This window comes from Propionicicella superfundia DSM 22317 (assembly GCF_000423465.1).
In the GTDB taxonomy this organism is placed as follows: domain Bacteria; phylum Actinomycetota; class Actinomycetes; order Propionibacteriales; family Propionibacteriaceae; genus Propionicicella; species Propionicicella superfundia.
Map to the genome: position 1 here is coordinate 257,784 of NZ_KE384022.1, position 16,967 is coordinate 274,750.

General features: G+C 69.8%; 15 protein-coding genes. 1 reads left to right on the forward strand and 14 read right to left on the reverse strand.

Annotated elements, in window-relative coordinates:
• Window positions 1–62: 62 nt before the first annotated feature.
• From G555_RS20315 to G555_RS0114835, 10 genes are all read right to left on the reverse strand, one after another.
• Entirely contained in the window at window positions 63–833 is a 771-nt protein-coding gene (locus G555_RS20315; protein ID WP_084635299.1) for a class II glutamine amidotransferase, read from the reverse strand.
• Between the two features lie 43 nt (window positions 834–876).
• Window positions 877–1,749, reverse strand: coding sequence for an amino acid ABC transporter permease (locus G555_RS0114795; RefSeq protein ID WP_028709471.1), 873 nt, complete (start codon window positions 1,747–1,749; stop codon window positions 877–879).
• On the reverse strand, window positions 1,746–2,414 hold the full coding sequence (locus G555_RS0114800) for an amino acid ABC transporter permease (protein ID WP_211223274.1): 669 nt from the start codon (window positions 2,412–2,414) through the stop codon (window positions 1,746–1,748). The genes G555_RS0114795 and G555_RS0114800 overlap by 4 nt, the downstream gene beginning before the upstream one ends.
• A 56-nt stretch (window positions 2,415–2,470) precedes the next feature.
• Window positions 2,471–3,154, reverse strand: coding sequence for a transporter substrate-binding domain-containing protein (locus tag G555_RS22665; RefSeq protein WP_051209340.1), 684 nt, complete (start codon window positions 3,152–3,154; stop codon window positions 2,471–2,473).
• Window positions 3,155–3,459: 305 nt separating this feature from the next.
• Window positions 3,460–4,209 carry an amino acid ABC transporter ATP-binding protein gene (locus G555_RS0114810; protein WP_425413854.1) on the reverse strand — a complete coding sequence of 250 codons (750 nt, stop codon included), beginning with the start codon at window positions 4,207–4,209 and terminating at the stop codon, window positions 3,460–3,462.
• 495 nt (window positions 4,210–4,704) lie between these two features.
• Window positions 4,705–5,925: a hypothetical protein gene (locus tag G555_RS0114815; protein WP_156887583.1), complete on the reverse strand. Its 1,221-nt coding sequence runs from the start codon at window positions 5,923–5,925 to the stop codon at window positions 4,705–4,707.
• A gap of 29 nt (window positions 5,926–5,954) precedes the next feature.
• Window positions 5,955–7,214, reverse strand: a complete 1,260-nt coding sequence (locus G555_RS0114820; protein WP_028709475.1) for a hypothetical protein — start codon at window positions 7,212–7,214, stop codon at window positions 5,955–5,957.
• Window positions 7,214–8,080, reverse strand: coding sequence for a C39 family peptidase (locus G555_RS0114825; protein WP_028709476.1), 867 nt, complete (start codon window positions 8,078–8,080; stop codon window positions 7,214–7,216). Before G555_RS0114825 ends, G555_RS0114820 begins: the two co-directional genes overlap by 1 nt.
• Before the next feature lie 109 nt (window positions 8,081–8,189).
• Window positions 8,190–8,963 (reverse strand): inositol monophosphatase family protein, encoded by a 774-nt coding sequence (locus tag G555_RS0114830; protein WP_028709477.1) that lies wholly within the window; start codon window positions 8,961–8,963, stop codon window positions 8,190–8,192.
• 61 nt (window positions 8,964–9,024) lie between these two features.
• On the reverse strand, window positions 9,025–9,822 hold the full coding sequence (locus G555_RS0114835) for a DUF3097 family protein (protein ID WP_051209427.1): 798 nt from the start codon (window positions 9,820–9,822) through the stop codon (window positions 9,025–9,027).
• A 237-nt stretch (window positions 9,823–10,059) separates the two neighbouring features.
• On the opposite strand from G555_RS0114835, the gene G555_RS0114840 reads away from it, so the two are divergent.
• Entirely contained in the window at window positions 10,060–10,494 is a 435-nt protein-coding gene (locus tag G555_RS0114840) for a DoxX family protein (protein WP_028709479.1), read from the forward strand.
• Between the two features lie 352 nt (window positions 10,495–10,846).
• On the opposite strand, the gene hemW is transcribed toward G555_RS0114840, so the two are convergent.
• From hemW to G555_RS20330, 4 genes are all read right to left on the reverse strand, one after another.
• Window positions 10,847–12,052, reverse strand: a complete 1,206-nt coding sequence (gene hemW, locus G555_RS0114845; RefSeq protein WP_028709480.1) for a radical SAM family heme chaperone HemW — start codon at window positions 12,050–12,052, stop codon at window positions 10,847–10,849.
• Window positions 12,053–12,362: 310 nt separating this feature from the next.
• Window positions 12,363–13,211 (reverse strand): aminotransferase class IV, encoded by an 849-nt coding sequence (locus G555_RS0114850; RefSeq protein WP_051209342.1) that lies wholly within the window; start codon window positions 13,209–13,211, stop codon window positions 12,363–12,365.
• Between the two features lie 45 nt (window positions 13,212–13,256).
• Window positions 13,257–15,470, reverse strand: a complete 2,214-nt coding sequence (locus G555_RS23145; RefSeq protein ID WP_036923385.1) for an ABC transporter transmembrane domain-containing protein — start codon at window positions 15,468–15,470, stop codon at window positions 13,257–13,259.
• Between the two features lie 28 nt (window positions 15,471–15,498).
• Window positions 15,499–16,869, reverse strand: coding sequence for a PrsW family intramembrane metalloprotease (locus G555_RS20330; protein WP_169337932.1), 1,371 nt, complete (start codon window positions 16,867–16,869; stop codon window positions 15,499–15,501).
• Window positions 16,870–16,967 lie beyond the last annotated feature (98 nt).

The window sequence follows — 16,967 nt, forward strand, 5'->3', positions numbered from 1 at the left end:
CACCGCAGAATCCCTTCGACAGGCTCACGGACCGGACCACCATCCAGGCTGAACCCACACAGTCAGCCGAGCGGGACGAGGCCGTGGTCGATCACCCGCAGCGATCCCCGCGCGACCTCGATGACGTGCCGCTCCGGGAGCGCGCGGGCACCGGGCAGCTCCCACCCACTGGACGCGAAGACCACCCGGTCCGGCGCCTCCAGCAACCGCAGTTCGTACGCGTCGACGGGCGAGGTCGCGCGGAGCTTCTTCGGCTGCGACTGCACGAAGCCGTACATCGCCTCGGGCGTGGTGAGCAGGCAGTTGAGAGCCTCGGGGTCGTCAGCGGGGTCGTCGATCCACCCGTCTCGCGTGATGAGGCGGGCCGCGGCGGCGATCGCCTCGTGCCAGGGCATGCTCCGCGCATGGTGCAGGACCAGCCCGAAGTACAGCTCCGAATCCGTCCCTCCGTGGCGCGGGCGCACCCCCTCGGTGGCACAGAAGTCGAGGAGCCGCCGGCTCACGGAGAAGTCCCCCTGGTGCATGAAGGCGACATCCCCCTCCGCGAAGGGGTGACAGTTGGCGAGATCGACCGGACTGCCGGGGCTGGCCTGCCGGAGATGGACGAGCACCTGGTCGCCGACGACGGATCTCACGGCGTCCTCGAACTCCTGGTCCTGCCAGCCGGGCAGCGTCCCGTGCCGCACGTCGAGCCCGTCGCCGTGTCCGCGCCAGGCCAGACCCCATCCGTCCTTGTGCACGCGGGAGAGGTCGCGGAACGCCCCCAGCGTCGCCGGAACGGACCCGGTCAGCGGAGTGGCTGAGGGTGTGCAGACACCCATCAGTCGGCACATGCGGTGAGGTCATCTCCTTGCGGTCGGTGTGTCATCGGTCCGGTCACTGGGCGGGGGTCGCCTCGATGGCGGCGGCGAGCTGCCCTCCCGCCGGCCGCGCGGCGGTCTTCCTGTTGCCCCGTGCCTGCAGGCTTTCGGCGAGCTTGGTGAGGGCGAGGTTCAGCAGGACGTAGATGACGGCGACGATCAGGTAGGTCTGGATCAGGTAGCTGTAGTACGCCGTGAGCGTCTTGCCCTGCTGCATCAGTTCCGGATAGCTCACCACGTAGCCCAGCGTGGAGTCCTTGAGCAGCGAGACGAGCCCGGTGAGCAGGCTCGGCAGGACGATGCGGAAGGCCTGCGGCAGAACGACCAGGCGCATCAGCGTCGAGTGCTCCATGCCCAGCGACTCGGCCGCCTCCCACTGGCCGGGCTCGACGGCCCGGATGCCGGCCCGGAAGACCTCGGCGGTCGACGCGCTGCTGACGAGGATCATCGGGACGACGAGCATCCAGAACACGGGCAGGACGAAGCCCTGGCCCAGCCGTGGCAGGGCCAGCAGGAACGCGTACACCACCAGCAGCATCGGGATCGACCGGAAGAACTCCACCCAGCCGCCCGCCACGCGGCTCACAACCCCGTTGCGGGAGAGCCGGCCAAGTGCCAGCACGAGCCCGAGCGGATAGGAGAACACGGCCGCGACGCCGGTGGCGAGGAAGGTCCGGCCGATGCCCTCTGCGAGGAACCGGATGATTGCCGGGTCGAGGAAGAGCTGCCACCGGTCGGTGGCGAGCTGCCCGTGCGCCCGGAACTGCAGAACCGCCGCGACGAGCCCCGCGACGACGAGCAGCGACACGGCGATCGACGAGACGACGATCGTCACTCGGCCGCGTGGGCCGGGCTCGTCGAACAGGACGCGGGTCTGCGCTGCGCTCACTTCGCCCCCCGGGAGGAGATCCGCGACCGGCTCAGCCGGCGCTCGAGTGCGCCGCCGACGCCTCCGGCCCCCATCGCGAGGAGGAGGTATACCCCGCCGGACAGCAGGAAGAGGAAGACCGCCTCGGCGTAGCGGATGTTGAGCTGCTGGGTGACGTTCGTGATGTCGGAGACCCCGACGGCCGCCACGAGGGACGACCCGATCAGCACGCCGATGAAGACGTTCACCATCGGCTGGATCATCTTGCGGAACGCCTGCGGGAGGATGATCAGCCGCAACTGCTGGGTGAAGGACATGCCGAGGGCGCGAGCCGCCTCGGACTGGCCGAGGGAGACGGTGTTGATGCCCGACCGCACCGTCTCGCAGACGAAGGCCGATCCGGAGAGGATCAGCCCGACCGCGCCGCACCAGAACAGCGGCAGGAGGAGGCCGATCTCGGGCAGCCCGAAGGTGATGAGCACGAGCAGGCTCAGCAGCGGAATGTTGCGGAAGAACTCGACGTAGATGGTCCCGACCCACCGCAGGGGGGCGATGGGACTCACGCGGAAGATGGCGGTAACGGTGCCGAGAACGGACGCACCGAGGAATCCGATCACCGTCAGCAGGACGGTGACCAGCGCCCCTTGCGCCAGGAAGCCGGCGTTGTCACGCAGGATCTCGATCACGGCACCTCTCGATGGTCCGGTTCGCGGGCGGGCGGGGCCGCCCGCCCGCGGGTGCCTCAGCTCCCCTTGACCGAGCCGAGGGCCGGCGGGGTCGGGGTTCCTCCGCTGACGTAGACGCCGACAGTCGCCTGCCAGAGCTTGAGCCAGTCGCCCGACTCGAAGATCTTCGTCAGGAAGTCGTTGACGAACGCCTTCGCCGACGGGTCGTCCTTGTTGAGGCCGACGCCGTAGGGGTCGGACGTGAACGGCTGGCCGACAACCTTCACCTGGTCGTTCTTCACGGCGTTGCCCAGCAGGATCGCCTCGTCGAGGACGTAGGCGTCCGCACGTCCCTGGGACACGGCCTGGATGCAGGAGTCGTTGTCGGCGAAGAGCAGCACGTCCTTCGGGCTCTTCACATGATCCTCGATGGCCTGGATGCCGGTCGAGTTCGACTCGGTGGCGATGGTCTTGCCCTCCAGGTCGCTGACCGAGCTGATGGCCGTGTTGTCGCTGCGCACCTGGATGGACGCGCCGGAGGAGTAGTACGGACCGGCGAAGGCGATCTTCTGGGCGCGCTTCTCGGTGATCGAGTAGGTCGCCACCACGATGTCGACGGTGTTGTTCTGGAGCATCGTCTCACGGGTGTCGACGGTGGTGATCGACAACTGGGTGAGCTTGGACGGGTCGTCGCCGCCCGTGATGTAGCGCGAGAGCAGGTCGCCGATCCCGGCGTCGAAGCCGATGACGCGGCCGGTCACCGGATCCTTCAGGCTGAAGATGGCGCCCGTCTCGGAGCCACCCCGCTTGATGAAGCCCTGTGACTTGATCCTGGACGCCCAGGCGCTGGCGCTGACGGCCGCCGCGTCCGCGACCGGCCCCCCCTTTGATGATCTCGTCGTAGGTGGACTGGGAGATGGTCCGGGCGGCGGACCCACCCGTGGTCGGGCCTGCGGACGGGCCGGTGCATGCGGCGAGGAAGGCGGCGGCCCCCGCGCCGGCGGCGACGGTGAACAGCCCCCGCCGTGTGATCTGTACGGACATGTTTCCTTCCTGTGGGTGCCAATCAGTGCTCCAGGATCTTCGAGAGGAAGTCCCTGGCACGTTCGGTCTGCGGGTCGGTGAAGAAGGCGTCGGGTGTGTTCTGCTCCACGATCTGACCCTCGTCCATGAAGCAGACCCTGTCGCACGCGTGGCGCGCGAATCCCATCTCGTGGGTGACCACGAGCATGGTCATGCCGCCCGCGGCGAGTTCGGACATGACGTCCAGGACCTCTTTGATCATCTCGGGGTCGAGGGCGGAGGTCGGCTCGTCGAACAGCATGATCTCGGGGTGCATGGCCAGCGCGCGGGCGATCGCGACTCGCTGCTGCTGCCCGCCGGACAGTTCGGCCGGGAAGCTGTCCTCCTTGCCCGCCAGCCCGACCCGGTGGATCAGATCGCGCGCCTCCTGCTCGGCCTGCGCCCTGGGCACCCGGCGTACGTGCATGGGGGCGAGAGCGATGTTCTGCTGGGCCGTGTAGTGCGGGAACAGGTTGAACGACTGGAACACCATGCCGACCTCGGCACGCAGGCGCGCGAGGGCCTTCCCCTCCTGCGGGAGGGGCTCCCCGTCGATCGCGATCGTGCCGGAGCTGACGGACTCCAGCCGGTTGATGCAGCGGCACAGCGTCGACTTGCCCGATCCGGACGCGCCGAGCAGCACGACCTTCTCGCCACGGGCGATGTCGAGGTTCACACCTTTGAGCGCGTGAAAATCCCCGAAGTACTTGTGCACGCCCTCAATGCGAACCAAAGGGGCGGGCGCTGTCGCGATCACCCTGCGTACATTAAGGATCTGCGAGGTGCTCGGCGCCGGTCGGGCGGCCACCGGAGGGTGGCCGTAACACGATTGTTACGCCGGGGAGGGAGAAATCGGAACGGGCGGTGCTCACGGCCTGCAGCCCGATCGGCGCGGCCGCACCTCCCCGTGTGTTGCCGACCCATCTCCTGTCGGCGACGCCGCAGAGGGGGCGGACGGCGGGGGCCATCGTGATCGCGGTGCCGTTGCACGTCGCCCCGCTCCCCCGGCTCCGCGATGTACCTGCGCCGGTGGATAGGCTGCCAGATCCAGCTCCGGACGACCGTGCCGGCGCGCGTCTCGGCGAACATGACGGCGGAGTCGGGGCTGCCGTTGACGACGTTCTTCGTGGTGCACCGCCTTGGCTCGTGTGGCGTGTCGGGGTGGGTTTCGCGATTCCGGCCGGTGTTCGCCGACGCCGTCGGACACGCGACGCCGGCGTACCCCATCGGGAAAGGGGTTCTGCTCGATTCAGTGGAGCCAGCGAAGCACGCGGGAGCCGACGGGGCCGGTTTCGTTCTGCGCCGGGCTGGACACCATGACGATCTTTCCGTTGACCATGCATTCGCTCACGATGTCGTTCTCGCCGATTCTCCAGGTGGTCCTCGTGGCGAGCGAATAGACGTACTGGCCGATGTCCCCGTGGGCGTCCTCGGTCGTACCGTCCTCACCGCCGCCCGACCAGGCGATGAGACCGTCACCGCAGGTGAGGTAGGAAGCGAAGCCGTCCTCGTTCAGAGGGATGGTCGTCCTGGTGCCGTCAGGCGCGAGGATCGTGATGTGCCCGCGGCCTCCCTCGGCGTCGTTGCTGGTGAGCCATACGAGATTGTCGCCGACGGCGCAGTGGCCGACGATCTCACGGCCCGGCGCGAGCTTTTCGGTGTGGACGATGCGGGACTGTCCGCCGGGCGGGATCACGCCGAACTCGGCGACGCCCCGGGCCGGTGTGGTGGAGTCGTCCCAGGTCAGGATGTCCGTCGAGCGGACGAAGTGAAGGCCGTCGGCGCCGACGGCGGGCAGCCTGGCGTCGTCGATGATGGTGGGCCGGCTGCCGTCGAGGGGCGCAGCGAGGATGGCGCGGCGGTACTCGCGTTCGTTTCCCGTGCCCCGGTTCTTCCGCGGGAGGACGACGGTGAAGTAGGCGCGGGTGGCATCGACGACCACGGGCGTCGCCTCGGGCGGGGACGGGCCGTCGCCGGCGTCGTAGTCGCCCGAAGCGGCGAGGTGACGGACGTGCCCGTCGTTGTCGGCGCCGAACAGGTCCCAATCAGTGAGTCCCGCCTGGGTGCTGGAGGTTTCGAGCCAGGCCGTGTTGACGCCGTGGGCGGCACCGTAGATGGCGACCCGCGGCGGCCCGGCCAGGACTCGAGGCAGGACGCGTTCGCCGTCCGCCGTCTTCAGCAGGACCTGGGAGTGCTCGCTGAGCGGCACCGTCTGCTTCATTCGTTTCACAAGCGCCTGACCGTCGGGAGTGACCGCCAGCACACCGTCGGTCCTGCCGTCGGGGCGCGGGTTGGGCACGTCGAACAGCACCTCGTAGTCGACGCCCTCGCGAGCCTCCACATAGCCAGGGATCGCGGTCGGCGTGCCCGACGACACGGACACCGCCGGCCCGCTCACCGTGGACGGCGCGGGCGACACCGGCGCGGTGCACGCCGTGACCAGAGCCAGCACCACCCCGGCCACACCCAACGTTCGATCCTCACCAGTGATCCTCGGATTCAGTGGAGCCAGCGAAGCACGCGGGAGCCGACGGGGCCGGTTTCGTTCTGCGCCGGGGTGGACACCATGACGATCTTTCCGTTGACGAGCGATGTGCTCACGATGTCGTTCTCGCCGATTCTCCAGGTGGTCCTGGTGGCGAGCGAATAGACGTACTGGCCGGTGTCCTCGTGGATGTCCTCGGTCATGCCGTCCTCACCGCCACCGGCCCAGGCGATGAGACCGTCACCGCACGTGAGGTAGGAGGCGAGGCCGCTCTCGTACAGCGGGATGATCGTCGTCGTGCCGTCAGGAGCGAGAATCGTGATGCGGCCGCGATCTCCTTGGTTGAGTGCGCCGGTAAGCCACGCGAGGCTATCGCCGACAGTGCATTGGTAGGAGACGTCGTAAGGCCCGGCGATCTTCTCGGTGTGGACGATCCGGGGCGCGCCGCCACCAGAGGGGATGACACCGAACTCCGCGACGCCGCCGGCCGGCATTGGGCCGGTGGGTGGTGGCCTGTCGAGATCGGTTGTGCGGATGCCTTGCGTGCGGACGAAGTGGATGCCGTCGCTGCCAGTGGCAGCCAGGCGAGCGTCGTCGACAAGGATCTCGGGAGTGCTGCCGTCAAGAGGGACCGCAAGGATGGCGTTGTAGTAGTCGCTCGGGTCGGCAGGGTTCTTCCGGTCCTTGCGAGGCATGGGGATGCCCAGGTAGGCGCGGGACGCGTCGAGCGCGAGAGGGAGGTAGTCGGTTATGGGTGGGGCGGTGTCGCCGCCGTAGTCGTCGGAGCTGGCAAGGTGGCGCACATGCCCCTTGTTGTCGGCGGTGAACAGATCCCAGCCGGCCTCGACAAGGCTGGTGCTTGAGGTCTCAAGCCATACCATGTCGGTGTCGTTCGCGACGGCGGCGATGGCCTGTCGAGGCGCTCCGCCCAGCACCTGAGGCAGAGAACGCTCTCCGTGGGCAGTCTTGACCAGGATCTCATCCTGGTTGAGCGGGATCGCCCGTGTGCTGCGGCCCACGAGCGCCCGGCCGTCAGGGGTGACCGTCAGCACAACATCGGTCTTGCCGTCGGGGCGGGGATTGGGGACGTCGAACAGCACCTCGTAGTCGACGCCCTCGCGGGCCTCCACATAGCCGGGTATCGCGGTCGGCGTGCCCGACGACACGGACACCGCCGGACCACTCACCGTGGACGGCGCGGGCGACACCGGCGCGGTACACGCCGTGACCAGGGCGAGCATCGCCCCGGCCACGACCCACTGCTGGAACCTCATCAGTATGCGATCCCGTTCGACTTCAGGTATGCGTTAAACGATCCCGTGTCAGCGGCGAATGTCTTCTTGGCGTACGGAAAGACCTTCGCTGTTGCTCCCGGATCCGCCCAGGTCGCCCGGGCTCCCTTGTTGGTGTAGCTGTAGGCGACGATCCAATGGCCGATGGTCGAACCCCTGGGATGGCTGTTGTAGTGGTTTCCCCCGGCGAACTCGACGGTATCGGCGGCGACGGGCTTCTTGTCCAGGTAGATGCTCCACATCAACGCGTTCTTGGTCTGGGTCACCGACGGGGAGTTGAGTTGCCCGTACCAGGTCGGCTTGCCGGTCCACTTGTTCAGACCCTTGGCGAACAAGCCGGACCCCCAGTCGGTCTTCCTGTTCGCTGCGGTTCGCATGTGATTTCCGTTGGCCAGCGCGTTCTGCGACGGCGAGGAGCCGTCAACTCGGCTCTTCTTGTTGTAGGACATCTTGAGGATCATCAATCCCGACGCCGGGCCGCAGAAGTAGCCGTTCTGCTGGGCGACGTGTGCGAAGCCCGGAATGGTGGACGAGTACGGGATCGGCCCTGTGTCGGAGCCGGCGCGCGTCTTGACGGCCGACACCGCACCGGTGCTGGCCGTGTCGTAGCCGGCAACAGCCTGGGCGGCCGCCTGGTAGTCGCCGGCCGCCTGGGCCTTCGCCCACTTCTCGACCATCTCGGCTTTCGACCTGTCCTGAGAGGTCATCTTGTAGGGGGTGCCCGTGCCGGGCGAACCGCCGCCGGTGGGTCCCGGATCGGCAACCGCGACGGGCGGCGTGGCGAGCAAACCGGCGAGCACGCCGATGGCGGTTGCGGAGACGAGGGCGGGGACGAGCCTGAGCGTCATTGCTCTATTTCCTTGGGGCTTGAGGTGGATGAGGTGGCATCCACGCTCCCGGAAGGACAGTCCTCGCACGACGCGTCCACACAGCCTTGTCACCCGTACGGGTGACGACTCACTGCGGGACAGGCGCCCCCGCGCGAAGCTCCCGCCAGGCCCGATCGTCCCGCGCCACGATCAGGTAGCTGCCGTGTACCCCGGGACCGTAGTCGACCCCTTCGTACGTGCGGGCCACCGCTCCGGCCTCGGTGACGATCCCGATGCCCGGCAGGTGGTCCCAACTGTTCTGCCCGCGGTAGATCATGAAGTCGTGCACGCCCTCGGCGAGCAGCGGATAGTCGACCCCCGCGCACATGGCCTGCAACCGGACGGGCGACGCCGCACCGCCCATCGTCTCGCCGACCCACCGCCGGTCGGCGACCCCACGGAACGGATGCGCGGCAGGCGCGGTCGTGATCGGCGTTCCGTTGCGCGTCGCGCCGCGCCCGCGCTCCGCGATGTACATGCGGCGGTGGATCGGTTGCCAGATCCAGCTCCGCTCGACCGTGCCGTCACGCGTCTCGGCGAGCATCACCGCGAAGTCGGGGCTGCCGTTGACAAAGTTCTTCGTGCCGTCGATGGGATCCATCACCCAGCCGTGACCGGCCGCGTCGAATGCCTCGACGAGCGACGGATCGGTGACCGATGCCTCCTCGCCGAGCACGGCGGCATCGGGATAGGCGGCGCGAAGGCGCTCCGTGAGGTACACCTCGGTCTGCTGGTCGGCCACCGTGACGTAGTCACCCGGCTTCTTCTCCATCACCTCGCCCGCGCCCAGTGCCTGATAGCGAGGGAGGATGATCCGCTCGGCGGCTTCCACGATGAGGTCGGCGATGTCCGCGGTCTGCATGTCCCCAGACTCGCACATGGGCCGGGGCGGGACGGCCCCCGCCAGCAGGTGGAAGGGCCGCTCACTCGCTGCCGGAGACGTCCTCGGTGACGAAGTCGATGAGACGTTCGACGGCGGTGAGCAGGTCACGTTCGAGATGGTTCCAGTTCTCGACCCGGCCGAGGATGCGCCGCCACGCCCGGGCGATGTCGGCCTGATCGTCCGCGGGCCATCCCAGCGCCCGGCACGCCCCGACCTTCCACTCCGTGTCGCGGGGGATGTCGGGCCAGCGGCGAAGCCCGAGCCTGTCGGGCTTGACGGCCTGCCAGATGTCGACGAACCGGTGGCCGGTGATGAGGACGTCGCCGCCGCCGGGCCCGGCCGACACGGCCGCGGCGATCCGCGACTCCTTGCTGCCCGGGACGAGGTGATCGACGAGGACGCCCAACCGGTGCCCGGGGCGGGGCCGGAACTCCGCGACGATGTCGGCGAGGCGGTCGACGCCCTCCAGGTACTCCACGACGACGCCGACATAGCGCAGGTCGTCTCCCCACACCTTCTCGACGAGCTCGGCGTCGTGCCGGCCCTCGACGTAGATGCGGCTCGCCCGGGCCACGACCGCCCGTGTCGCAGGGGCGGCGCGAGAACCCGACGCCGTGTGGGTGGCTCGCGGCGCGGCGGCGCGGGCCGGAGCCTCGAGCACCACAGGCCGACCCTCCAGCAGGAACCCGCCGCCGAGGGGAAAGCTGCGGCGACGACCGTTGCGGTCCTCCAGCACCACGATGCCCATCTCCAGCCGGACGACGGCGCCCACGAAATCGACAGCCGGCACCTCGACCACCATGCCCGGCCGCGCGGGAACGGGCACCGACTTCTTCATGTGGGCCTGCTGCCACCCGGGACGGAGCACATCACCGGTGTATCGATCTCCTGGCACCCGGCCACCATAGAGCGTCTCGCCGGGAGCGCCGGGACGCACCGCCGCTCCGCCGACCCGTCAGAGGGACCGGAAGATCGCCGCGCCAGCGGCGGTGACGGGGCGCTCCTAAACTCGTGAGCACCGGCATCCACCGCTGGAATCGCTGTCTCAGCGCAAGGGAACGACGAAGGAAGATCCATGGGAATCGGAATCATCGCCCGTCCACTGCTCGCGAGCGTGTTCGTCTCGGGCGGTTACAACCAGGTGACGCAGCCCGGCGGCCGCGTCAAGGCCGTGCAGCAGACCCTCGACAAGGTGCCGATGGATCTCGGCGAGAACGGCGCGGAGTACCTCGTGAAGGCCAACGGCGCCATCATGGCCGGGGCAGGCGCCACGCTCGCCCTGGGCGTCCTCCCGCGGCTGTCGGCCGCCGCCCTCATCGCGTCCCTCATCCCGACGACGCTCATCGGGCACCCCTTCTGGACCATGGACGACCCCAAGGCCCGCTCGATCAACCAGTCGCAGGTCCTGAAGAACCTCGGGCTCATCGGCGGGCTGCTGCTCGTGGCGGCCACCGGCAAGAAGCAGAAGACCCCGAAGGCACCGAAGCAGAAGTCGCCCAAGAAGAAGTAGGCCTGGGGGCGCGCGCGGGCGTCGTCCTCGGGCCGGCGGCCGACGCCTGCCGCGGACGACGCCCTCCGACGCACGGCAATGCTCTGTGGGGTTCGGTCGCGAGGCACGCCGGTCCGGTGGACGGCCGTCCTCGCCCTCCGTCACCGGTGACCGCCACGTTGCACGGCATACGGGCGGGGACATCCCCGCCTCCGCCCGGTGACCGCCACTTTGTGCGTGCTACCAGACCCGGATCCCGGACCGTATGCCTCACAACCTGGCGATCACCGTCCCCCGGCCACGCTCACCGGGCCCGTATGCCTCACAACCTGGCGGTCAGCGCCCACCCGGCGGTGTGGCCCCGTGGCGCAGGTCAGGTCAGGTCCCGCGCGACGAGGTCGGCGAGCAATCTGCCGCGGCGCGTCAGCACGACGGGATCGGCGCCGTCGACCAGGCCGTCGTCGCGCAGCCCGGCGAGCGCGCGCCGGGCCTCGGCCCCGAGCAGTCCCACCGGCAGCCCCGTCGAGAGCCGCGATTCCAGCAGCACCCGCTCGGTGCGGCGCTCGGCTGCGGTGAGGAGTTCACGTCCCGCCGCCGGTGAGCGGCTCGCGAGCGCGGCCGCATAGTCGCGCGGGTGGCGGACGTTCCACCACCGCACCCCGCCGACGTGGCTGTGGGCGCCGGGGCCGATCCCCCACCAGTCCGCCGACAGCCAGTACCCGAGGTTGTGCCGGCAGGCATGCCCGGGCCGGGCCCAGTTGCTGACCTCGTACCAGGCATATCCCGCGCCCGCCAGCAGGTCGTCGGCGACGGTGTACTTGTCCGCCAGGTCGTCCTCGTCGGGTGCGGGCATCTCGCCGCGGGAGACCCTGTGGCCGAGCCGCGTTCCCTCCTCCACGATCAGCGAGTACGCCGACACGTGATCGGGTGCGGCGGCGATCGCCGCGCGCAGCGACTCCTCCCAATCCGCCACGGACTCCCCGGGCGTGCCGTAGATGAGGTCGAGGCTCACCGAGGAGAAGCCCGCCTGCCGCGCCCACGAAACGGCGTCGACGGCGCGCCCGGGCGAGTGCCGACGCTCCAGCACGCGCAGCACGTGCGGAACGATCGACTGCATTCCGAACGACACGCGGTTGATCCCGCCGTCGCGCAGCACGGCCAGGGAGTCGGCCGTGACCGACTCCGGGTTCGCCTCGGTCGTCACCTCACAGCCGGGCTCGAGGTCGAACCACGTCCGGACCTCGGCGAGGATGCCGGTGAGGACATCCGGCGCGAGCAGGGTGGGCGTGCCGCCGCCGAAGAAGACCGTCGCGACGGGCGGCCGGGACGGGCCGAGGACACGCGCGGCGAGGCGCACCTCGGACGACACGGCCGCGAGGTACGCGTCCTGACTGGTCCCAGGCTCCGCACCCAGTTCCGCGGCCGTGTAGGTGTTGAAGTCGCAGTACCCGCAGCGGCTCGCGCAAAACGGCACGTGGACGTACAGGCCGAACGGCCGTCGTCCGAGTTCGGCGAGCGCCGTCGCCGGCAGCTCACCCGAGGCCGGAGCCGGAAGCCCCTCCGGCAGCGCGCCCGGCATCAGTCGATCCCTCGTCCGGTCCGTGAGCGCGGCCCGAAGCGTCCCGCACGGACGATCACGACGCCGGGACCCGGGACGCCGGTCGCGCGGCGAGGTCGTCGCTGCTGACGTCGTGGTGCATCGGAGCCCTCTCCTCCCGCTGGACTGCTCCGCGTGAGCCTACCCCGCCCCCGAATCCCACCGCCGAACGCTCTCGAACTGCCGGAAAGCGGCGCGAATCCGGCAGTTTGGGAGCACTCGGCACACCTGGACGCGTCGAACGGAGCGCTCGCGGGGCGCCCGGGCGGGCGGAACGGAGGGCCTCCGCCCGTCAGAAACCGGCGAGCGCCGCGAGCCGACAGGTCAGGTCGGGATCGACCTCCAGGCGCCGTCCGTCGAGGGCGGTGATCGGGCACACGCCGCGCACGGCCGATGCCAGCCACCCCTCGGTGATCTCGGCCGGCCGGATCAACCCCCGCCCCGTCGCCACCCCGTTCGCCGACGCCGCGTCGAGAAGCGCCGCCGCGGTGATGGAGTGCAGGATGCCGGTCGCTCCCGTCCGGGTCGTCCACAGCGTGTCGTCGGCGCGCCACAGCAGGGCGGCCGTCGGCGCCTCCAGCGCATAGCCGTCACTGCTCACGAACAGCGCCTCGCGAGCACCGGCGGCGAGCGCATGGCGGCTGGCCGCCATGTTGACCGCGTACGCCAGCACCTTCACGCCGCCGAGCAGCCACGGGACGTCCGCGAACAGGTCGGCACCGTATCCGCGGCTGAGCGTCACGACCGACATCCCCTGCCGGTCGACCAGCACGCTGGGAGACAGGGAGGTGACGGTGAGGAAGGACGTCTGCGTACCGGGGTGCAACTCCGGGCCCCGCGTCGTCACGATCTTGATCGTGGCCTCGCCCTCGCCCTGCCACGCGGCGACCGCCTGATCGATGAGTGCGTCCCACGCGACCGGATCCATGTCGAGCTCGGCGGCGGCGCACGACCGCGCGAACCGGGCCATATGCCCGGCGCGGTGGTCGATGTGCGAGCCGGACGGCCCGGCGACCAGCCGCATGGCGTCGAAGCACCCGTCACCGCGCGTGAGGCCGAGGTCGGACGCCGTCACGAACGGCTCGTCGGGCTCGACGACACCCCGTCCCATGACCGCCACGAGTTGCGTCTGCACAGCCATGCTGCGAACACTAGCGCCGCGCGGCACGGGGAACGCTGCGGATCCTCACACCGGCATGTCGGCCTTGGGCGGACCAGGGCGGTGGACGAGCGTGGTGCCGTCGGTGAACACGACCGCGTCGTCGAAGCGCGCCTCCACGGTGCCGCCGCCGAACTGCTCCTCGTAGAGCTTGGCGTACAGCCCACCCGCGGCGAGCAGCTCCGCGTGGGTGCCCTGCTCGACGAGCCGCCCGTCGGCGATCCCGAAGATCACGTCGGCACTCATGATGGTCGACAGCCGGTGGGCGATCGCGAAGGTCGTCCGGTCGGCCATGACGCACTCCAGCGCCTCCTGCACCAGCCGCTCGGTCGCGGTGTCCAGGGCGGAGGTGGCCTCGTCCAGGATCAGGATGCGCGGATCCTTGATCAGCACCCGGGCGATCGCCAGGCGCTGCTTCTCGCCACCGGAGAGCCGGAATCCGCGCTCTCCGGTGATCGTCTCGTAGCCGTCGGCGAAGCTCATGATCCGGTCGTGGATGTTCGCCGACCGGCACGCCTCGACGATCTCGGCGTCCGAGGCGTCGGCGCGGGCATAGCGCAGGTTCTCGGTGATGGTGCCGTGGAAGAGGTACGGCTCCTGGGTGACCATGCCGACGACGTCGGCCAGCGAGCCGAGGGTGATGTCGCGCACGTCCTGCCCGTCGATCAGGACGGCACCCTGCGTGACCTCGTGCAGCCGCGGGATCAAGTAGGTGAGCGTCGTCTTGCCCGAACCGGACGGCCCCACGATCGCCGCCAACTGTCCCGGGCGCACCGTGAGCGAGACCCCCGCGATCGTCCAGCGCTCGGCGCCGCCGATCGGGCCGTCGCTCTTCGCGCCGTCGTCCTGCTGCCCGTCGTCCGGTGGCGACGCAGGACTCCCGGGGCTGGACACCGCCACCGCGGCAGCCATGCCCGGGACGGCTGCCGCCCGGGTCACCATGGCGCCCGCGCCGTCGGGGAGCACCGCGACCGCAGGCACCTCGAGCGCACGGTAGTGCCGGCCGTACCGGCTGGAGCGGCGCTGTTTACGGGCGGCGTCCTGAGCGTTCCGCGGGTCGGCGACGCCCGCGCCCACCTCCCGGGGCGCCGGGTAGCGGAACCAGACGTCTCTCAGTTCCACCAGCCCGCGCACCTCGGCCTTGGCCAGCGGTCCGGCACCCGCGCGATCCCGGATCGCGGGCACCATGTCGAGATACTCGAACAGCCGTGTGAACAACGCGAACGAGGTCTGGACGTCCATGGTCACCCGCATCAGCCCGACCAGTGGCTGCTGCAGTCGCGCCTGCAGCGTCGTGTAGGCGATGATCGTGCCCGCCGTGAGCACCTGCCCGCCGATCAGGGTGCCGCCGTTGATCAGCAGGCCCGCGACCAGATAGACGATCGCCGGGGTGAGCCCGAAGAACGTCGACACGATCGAGAAGAAGGTCTGGCCGGTCATCGCCTGCTTGAGCTGCAGCCGGGTCTGCCGCCGGTTCGCCCGCCGGTAGCGCTCCACCTCGGTGTCGGCCCGATTGAACACCTTGGCCAGCAGCACGCCGGAGACGCCCAGCGACTCCTCGGTCATGGCCGTCATCTCCGAGAGATTCTCCTGGGTGCGCTTCTGAAGCCGCTTGCGACGGCGGCCGACCTTCAACTGGATCACCATGAAGACCGGCATGAGCACCAGCGAGATGATCGTGAGCTGCCAACTGAGCAGAATCATCGAGACGAAGGCGGCGGCCACCGTGACGACGTTCTGCACGATCGTCGTGGCCGTGGAGGTCAGCACGTTGCGCACACCGGAGACGTCGTTGGCCAGCCGGGACTGGATCTCGCCGGTCTTGGTGGAGGTGAAGAACGCCAGCTCCATCTTCTCCAGGTGTTCGAACAGCGCCACCCGCAGGTCCGCCATCGCCGAGTTACCCACGCGATTGGTCAGGTACGCCTGGCCGACCCCGATCAGGGCGCTGACGAGCGGGATCGCGATCAGGGCGGCGATCAGCCAGTACAGCAGGGCGAGATCGGGCCGGCCGATGGTCCCGTCCGGTCGCACAGGAAAGAGCGCCTCGTCGAAGACCGCACGGGTGACGAACGGAGCGACCGCGCTCAACGCGGCCGAGATCAGCACGGCCAGCGCCACCAGCAGGAGCCAGCCCTTGTAGGGCGACAGCAGCCGGGCGATGCGGTGCAGCACAGGTCGACCGGAGGCTCCGGCGATCGCCGCGGGCCCCTCGGCCGGAGGGGAATCGACTGCAGACATGGGGGTCATGCTCCCACGGTCGCCGTGCTCAGGGCGATCCTGGGATCCGCGGGCCCGGCGCGTCACCGCCGCCCTGCTGCTGGGGAGGCTGGGCGGGCGGCCACGGCTGGGGAGGCTGGGCGGACGGCCACGGCTGGGGAGGCTGGGCGGACGGCCACGGCTGGGGAGGCTGGGCGGACGGCCACGGCGGCGTGGCCCCGGCCGCGGGGATCACCGGCTCCGGGACGGCGTGGCCGGCCTGCCATGCCTTCACGAGGCCGGGCAACGCGAGCGCCCGCTCGACCCGGACCGCCTCCACGAGCTCGGCCTCCGTCCGCGCGGTCTCCGGGGTGCCGCGTCCGGCGTCGATCCGGTCCCGCACGAACGCCAGCTCGGTGACCACGTCCGTGAAGTGGCGCGCCTGTTTCGCCGCGTCGGACCCGGCGACGCCCTTGACGGACTGCAGCCGGGTGCGGCGGGTGCCGAGACCTGTCAGCCAGGACGCCTCCTCGGGCATGAGGAGACCCTCGGCCATCATGCGCGGGATCTGTCGCGCGACGGTGCGTCCCTCGGCGTTGCGAGTGCGGACCGCCAGGTACACCAGGCCCGCGAAGAGAGGCGCGAGCACGAGGGCGTAGGCGATGAGATACCCGGTGAGACCGCCCGCCAGCGAGGAGCCGTTCCAGATCGCGTGCAGCGCGACAGCAACCACGTACCCGCCGATGCCGTACAGCGCCTTCAGGCCGGCGCCGCGCGCCTGCGTCGCCAGGTACAGGCCGATCGCGGTCGCGGAGGTGAAGAACGGGTGGGCGAACACGCCCATGATCAGCCGCAGGGCGGCCGTCAGCAGCGCTCCACCCAGCGACTCGGAACTGGAGATGTACAGCAGGTCCTCGACGAAGGCGAACCCGAGGCCGACCATGCCCGCGTACACCAGGAAGTCGGTGAGGGAGTTCATCTCGGCCCTCCGCCTGCCGGTCAGCATGACCAGCAGCAACGCCCCTTTGAGCGCCTCCTCGACGACGGGCGCCTGGACGACGGTGTCGATGACGGGATCCGACAGGCCGACGATGCTGAGCACCGTCCCCACCACGAGCGCGCCGACGACGGCCACGCCGGCACCCCACAGGAACGCGAACAGGAGCAGACGCAGCGGCTCGGGCTCCCAGCGGTCCAGCCACAGGTAGGCGAGGACCGCGCCCGCGAAGAAGATCAGGGTCGGCACGAGGCCGAAGGCGAAGAGCAGCGGGTTGACCAGGCCGGCCAGCGCCATGACGAGCCCCGCCAGGAGCCCGATGACGATCAAGGCCGCGAGCGGGGCGCCCACCTTGCGGGTCATCCGCATCGCCGGCTGCACCCGGTAGGCGGGGTTGTACCCGGGTGGCATCCCGGGCGCGGGGTACGGCTGTGGCTGCGTCACGCGTTCAGGATACGAGACGAACCATCGTTCGCCGCGGGCCATCTGTCCCCGGTGGTTGAGCCCGTCCTTTCGACAAGCTCAAGGACCGGTGAGGGCAG

What these genes read in the sequence shown, in the direction of transcription:
- G555_RS0114825 (WP_028709476.1), bottom strand. Translation starts at nt 8,080, where the DNA reads ATGACGCTCAGGCTCGTCCCCGCCCTCGTCTCCGCAACCGCCATCGGC.
- G555_RS20315 (WP_084635299.1), bottom strand. Translation starts at nt 833, where the DNA reads ATGTGCCGACTGATGGGTGTCTGCACACCCTCAGCCACTCCGCTGACC.
- G555_RS0114840 (WP_028709479.1), top strand. Translation starts at nt 10,060, where the DNA reads ATGGGAATCGGAATCATCGCCCGTCCACTGCTCGCGAGCGTGTTCGTC.
- G555_RS0114830 (WP_028709477.1), bottom strand. Translation starts at nt 8,963, where the DNA reads ATGCAGACCGCGGACATCGCCGACCTCATCGTGGAAGCCGCCGAGCGG.
- hemW (WP_028709480.1), bottom strand. Translation starts at nt 12,052, where the DNA reads ATGCCGGGCGCGCTGCCGGAGGGGCTTCCGGCTCCGGCCTCGGGTGAG.
- G555_RS0114850 (WP_051209342.1), bottom strand. Translation starts at nt 13,211, where the DNA reads ATGGCTGTGCAGACGCAACTCGTGGCGGTCATGGGACGGGGTGTCGTC.
- G555_RS0114820 (WP_028709475.1), bottom strand. Translation starts at nt 7,214, where the DNA reads ATGAGGTTCCAGCAGTGGGTCGTGGCCGGGGCGATGCTCGCCCTGGTC.
- G555_RS23145 (WP_036923385.1), bottom strand. Translation starts at nt 15,470, where the DNA reads ATGTCTGCAGTCGATTCCCCTCCGGCCGAGGGGCCCGCGGCGATCGCC.
- G555_RS0114835 (WP_051209427.1), bottom strand. Translation starts at nt 9,822, where the DNA reads ATGAAGAAGTCGGTGCCCGTTCCCGCGCGGCCGGGCATGGTGGTCGAG.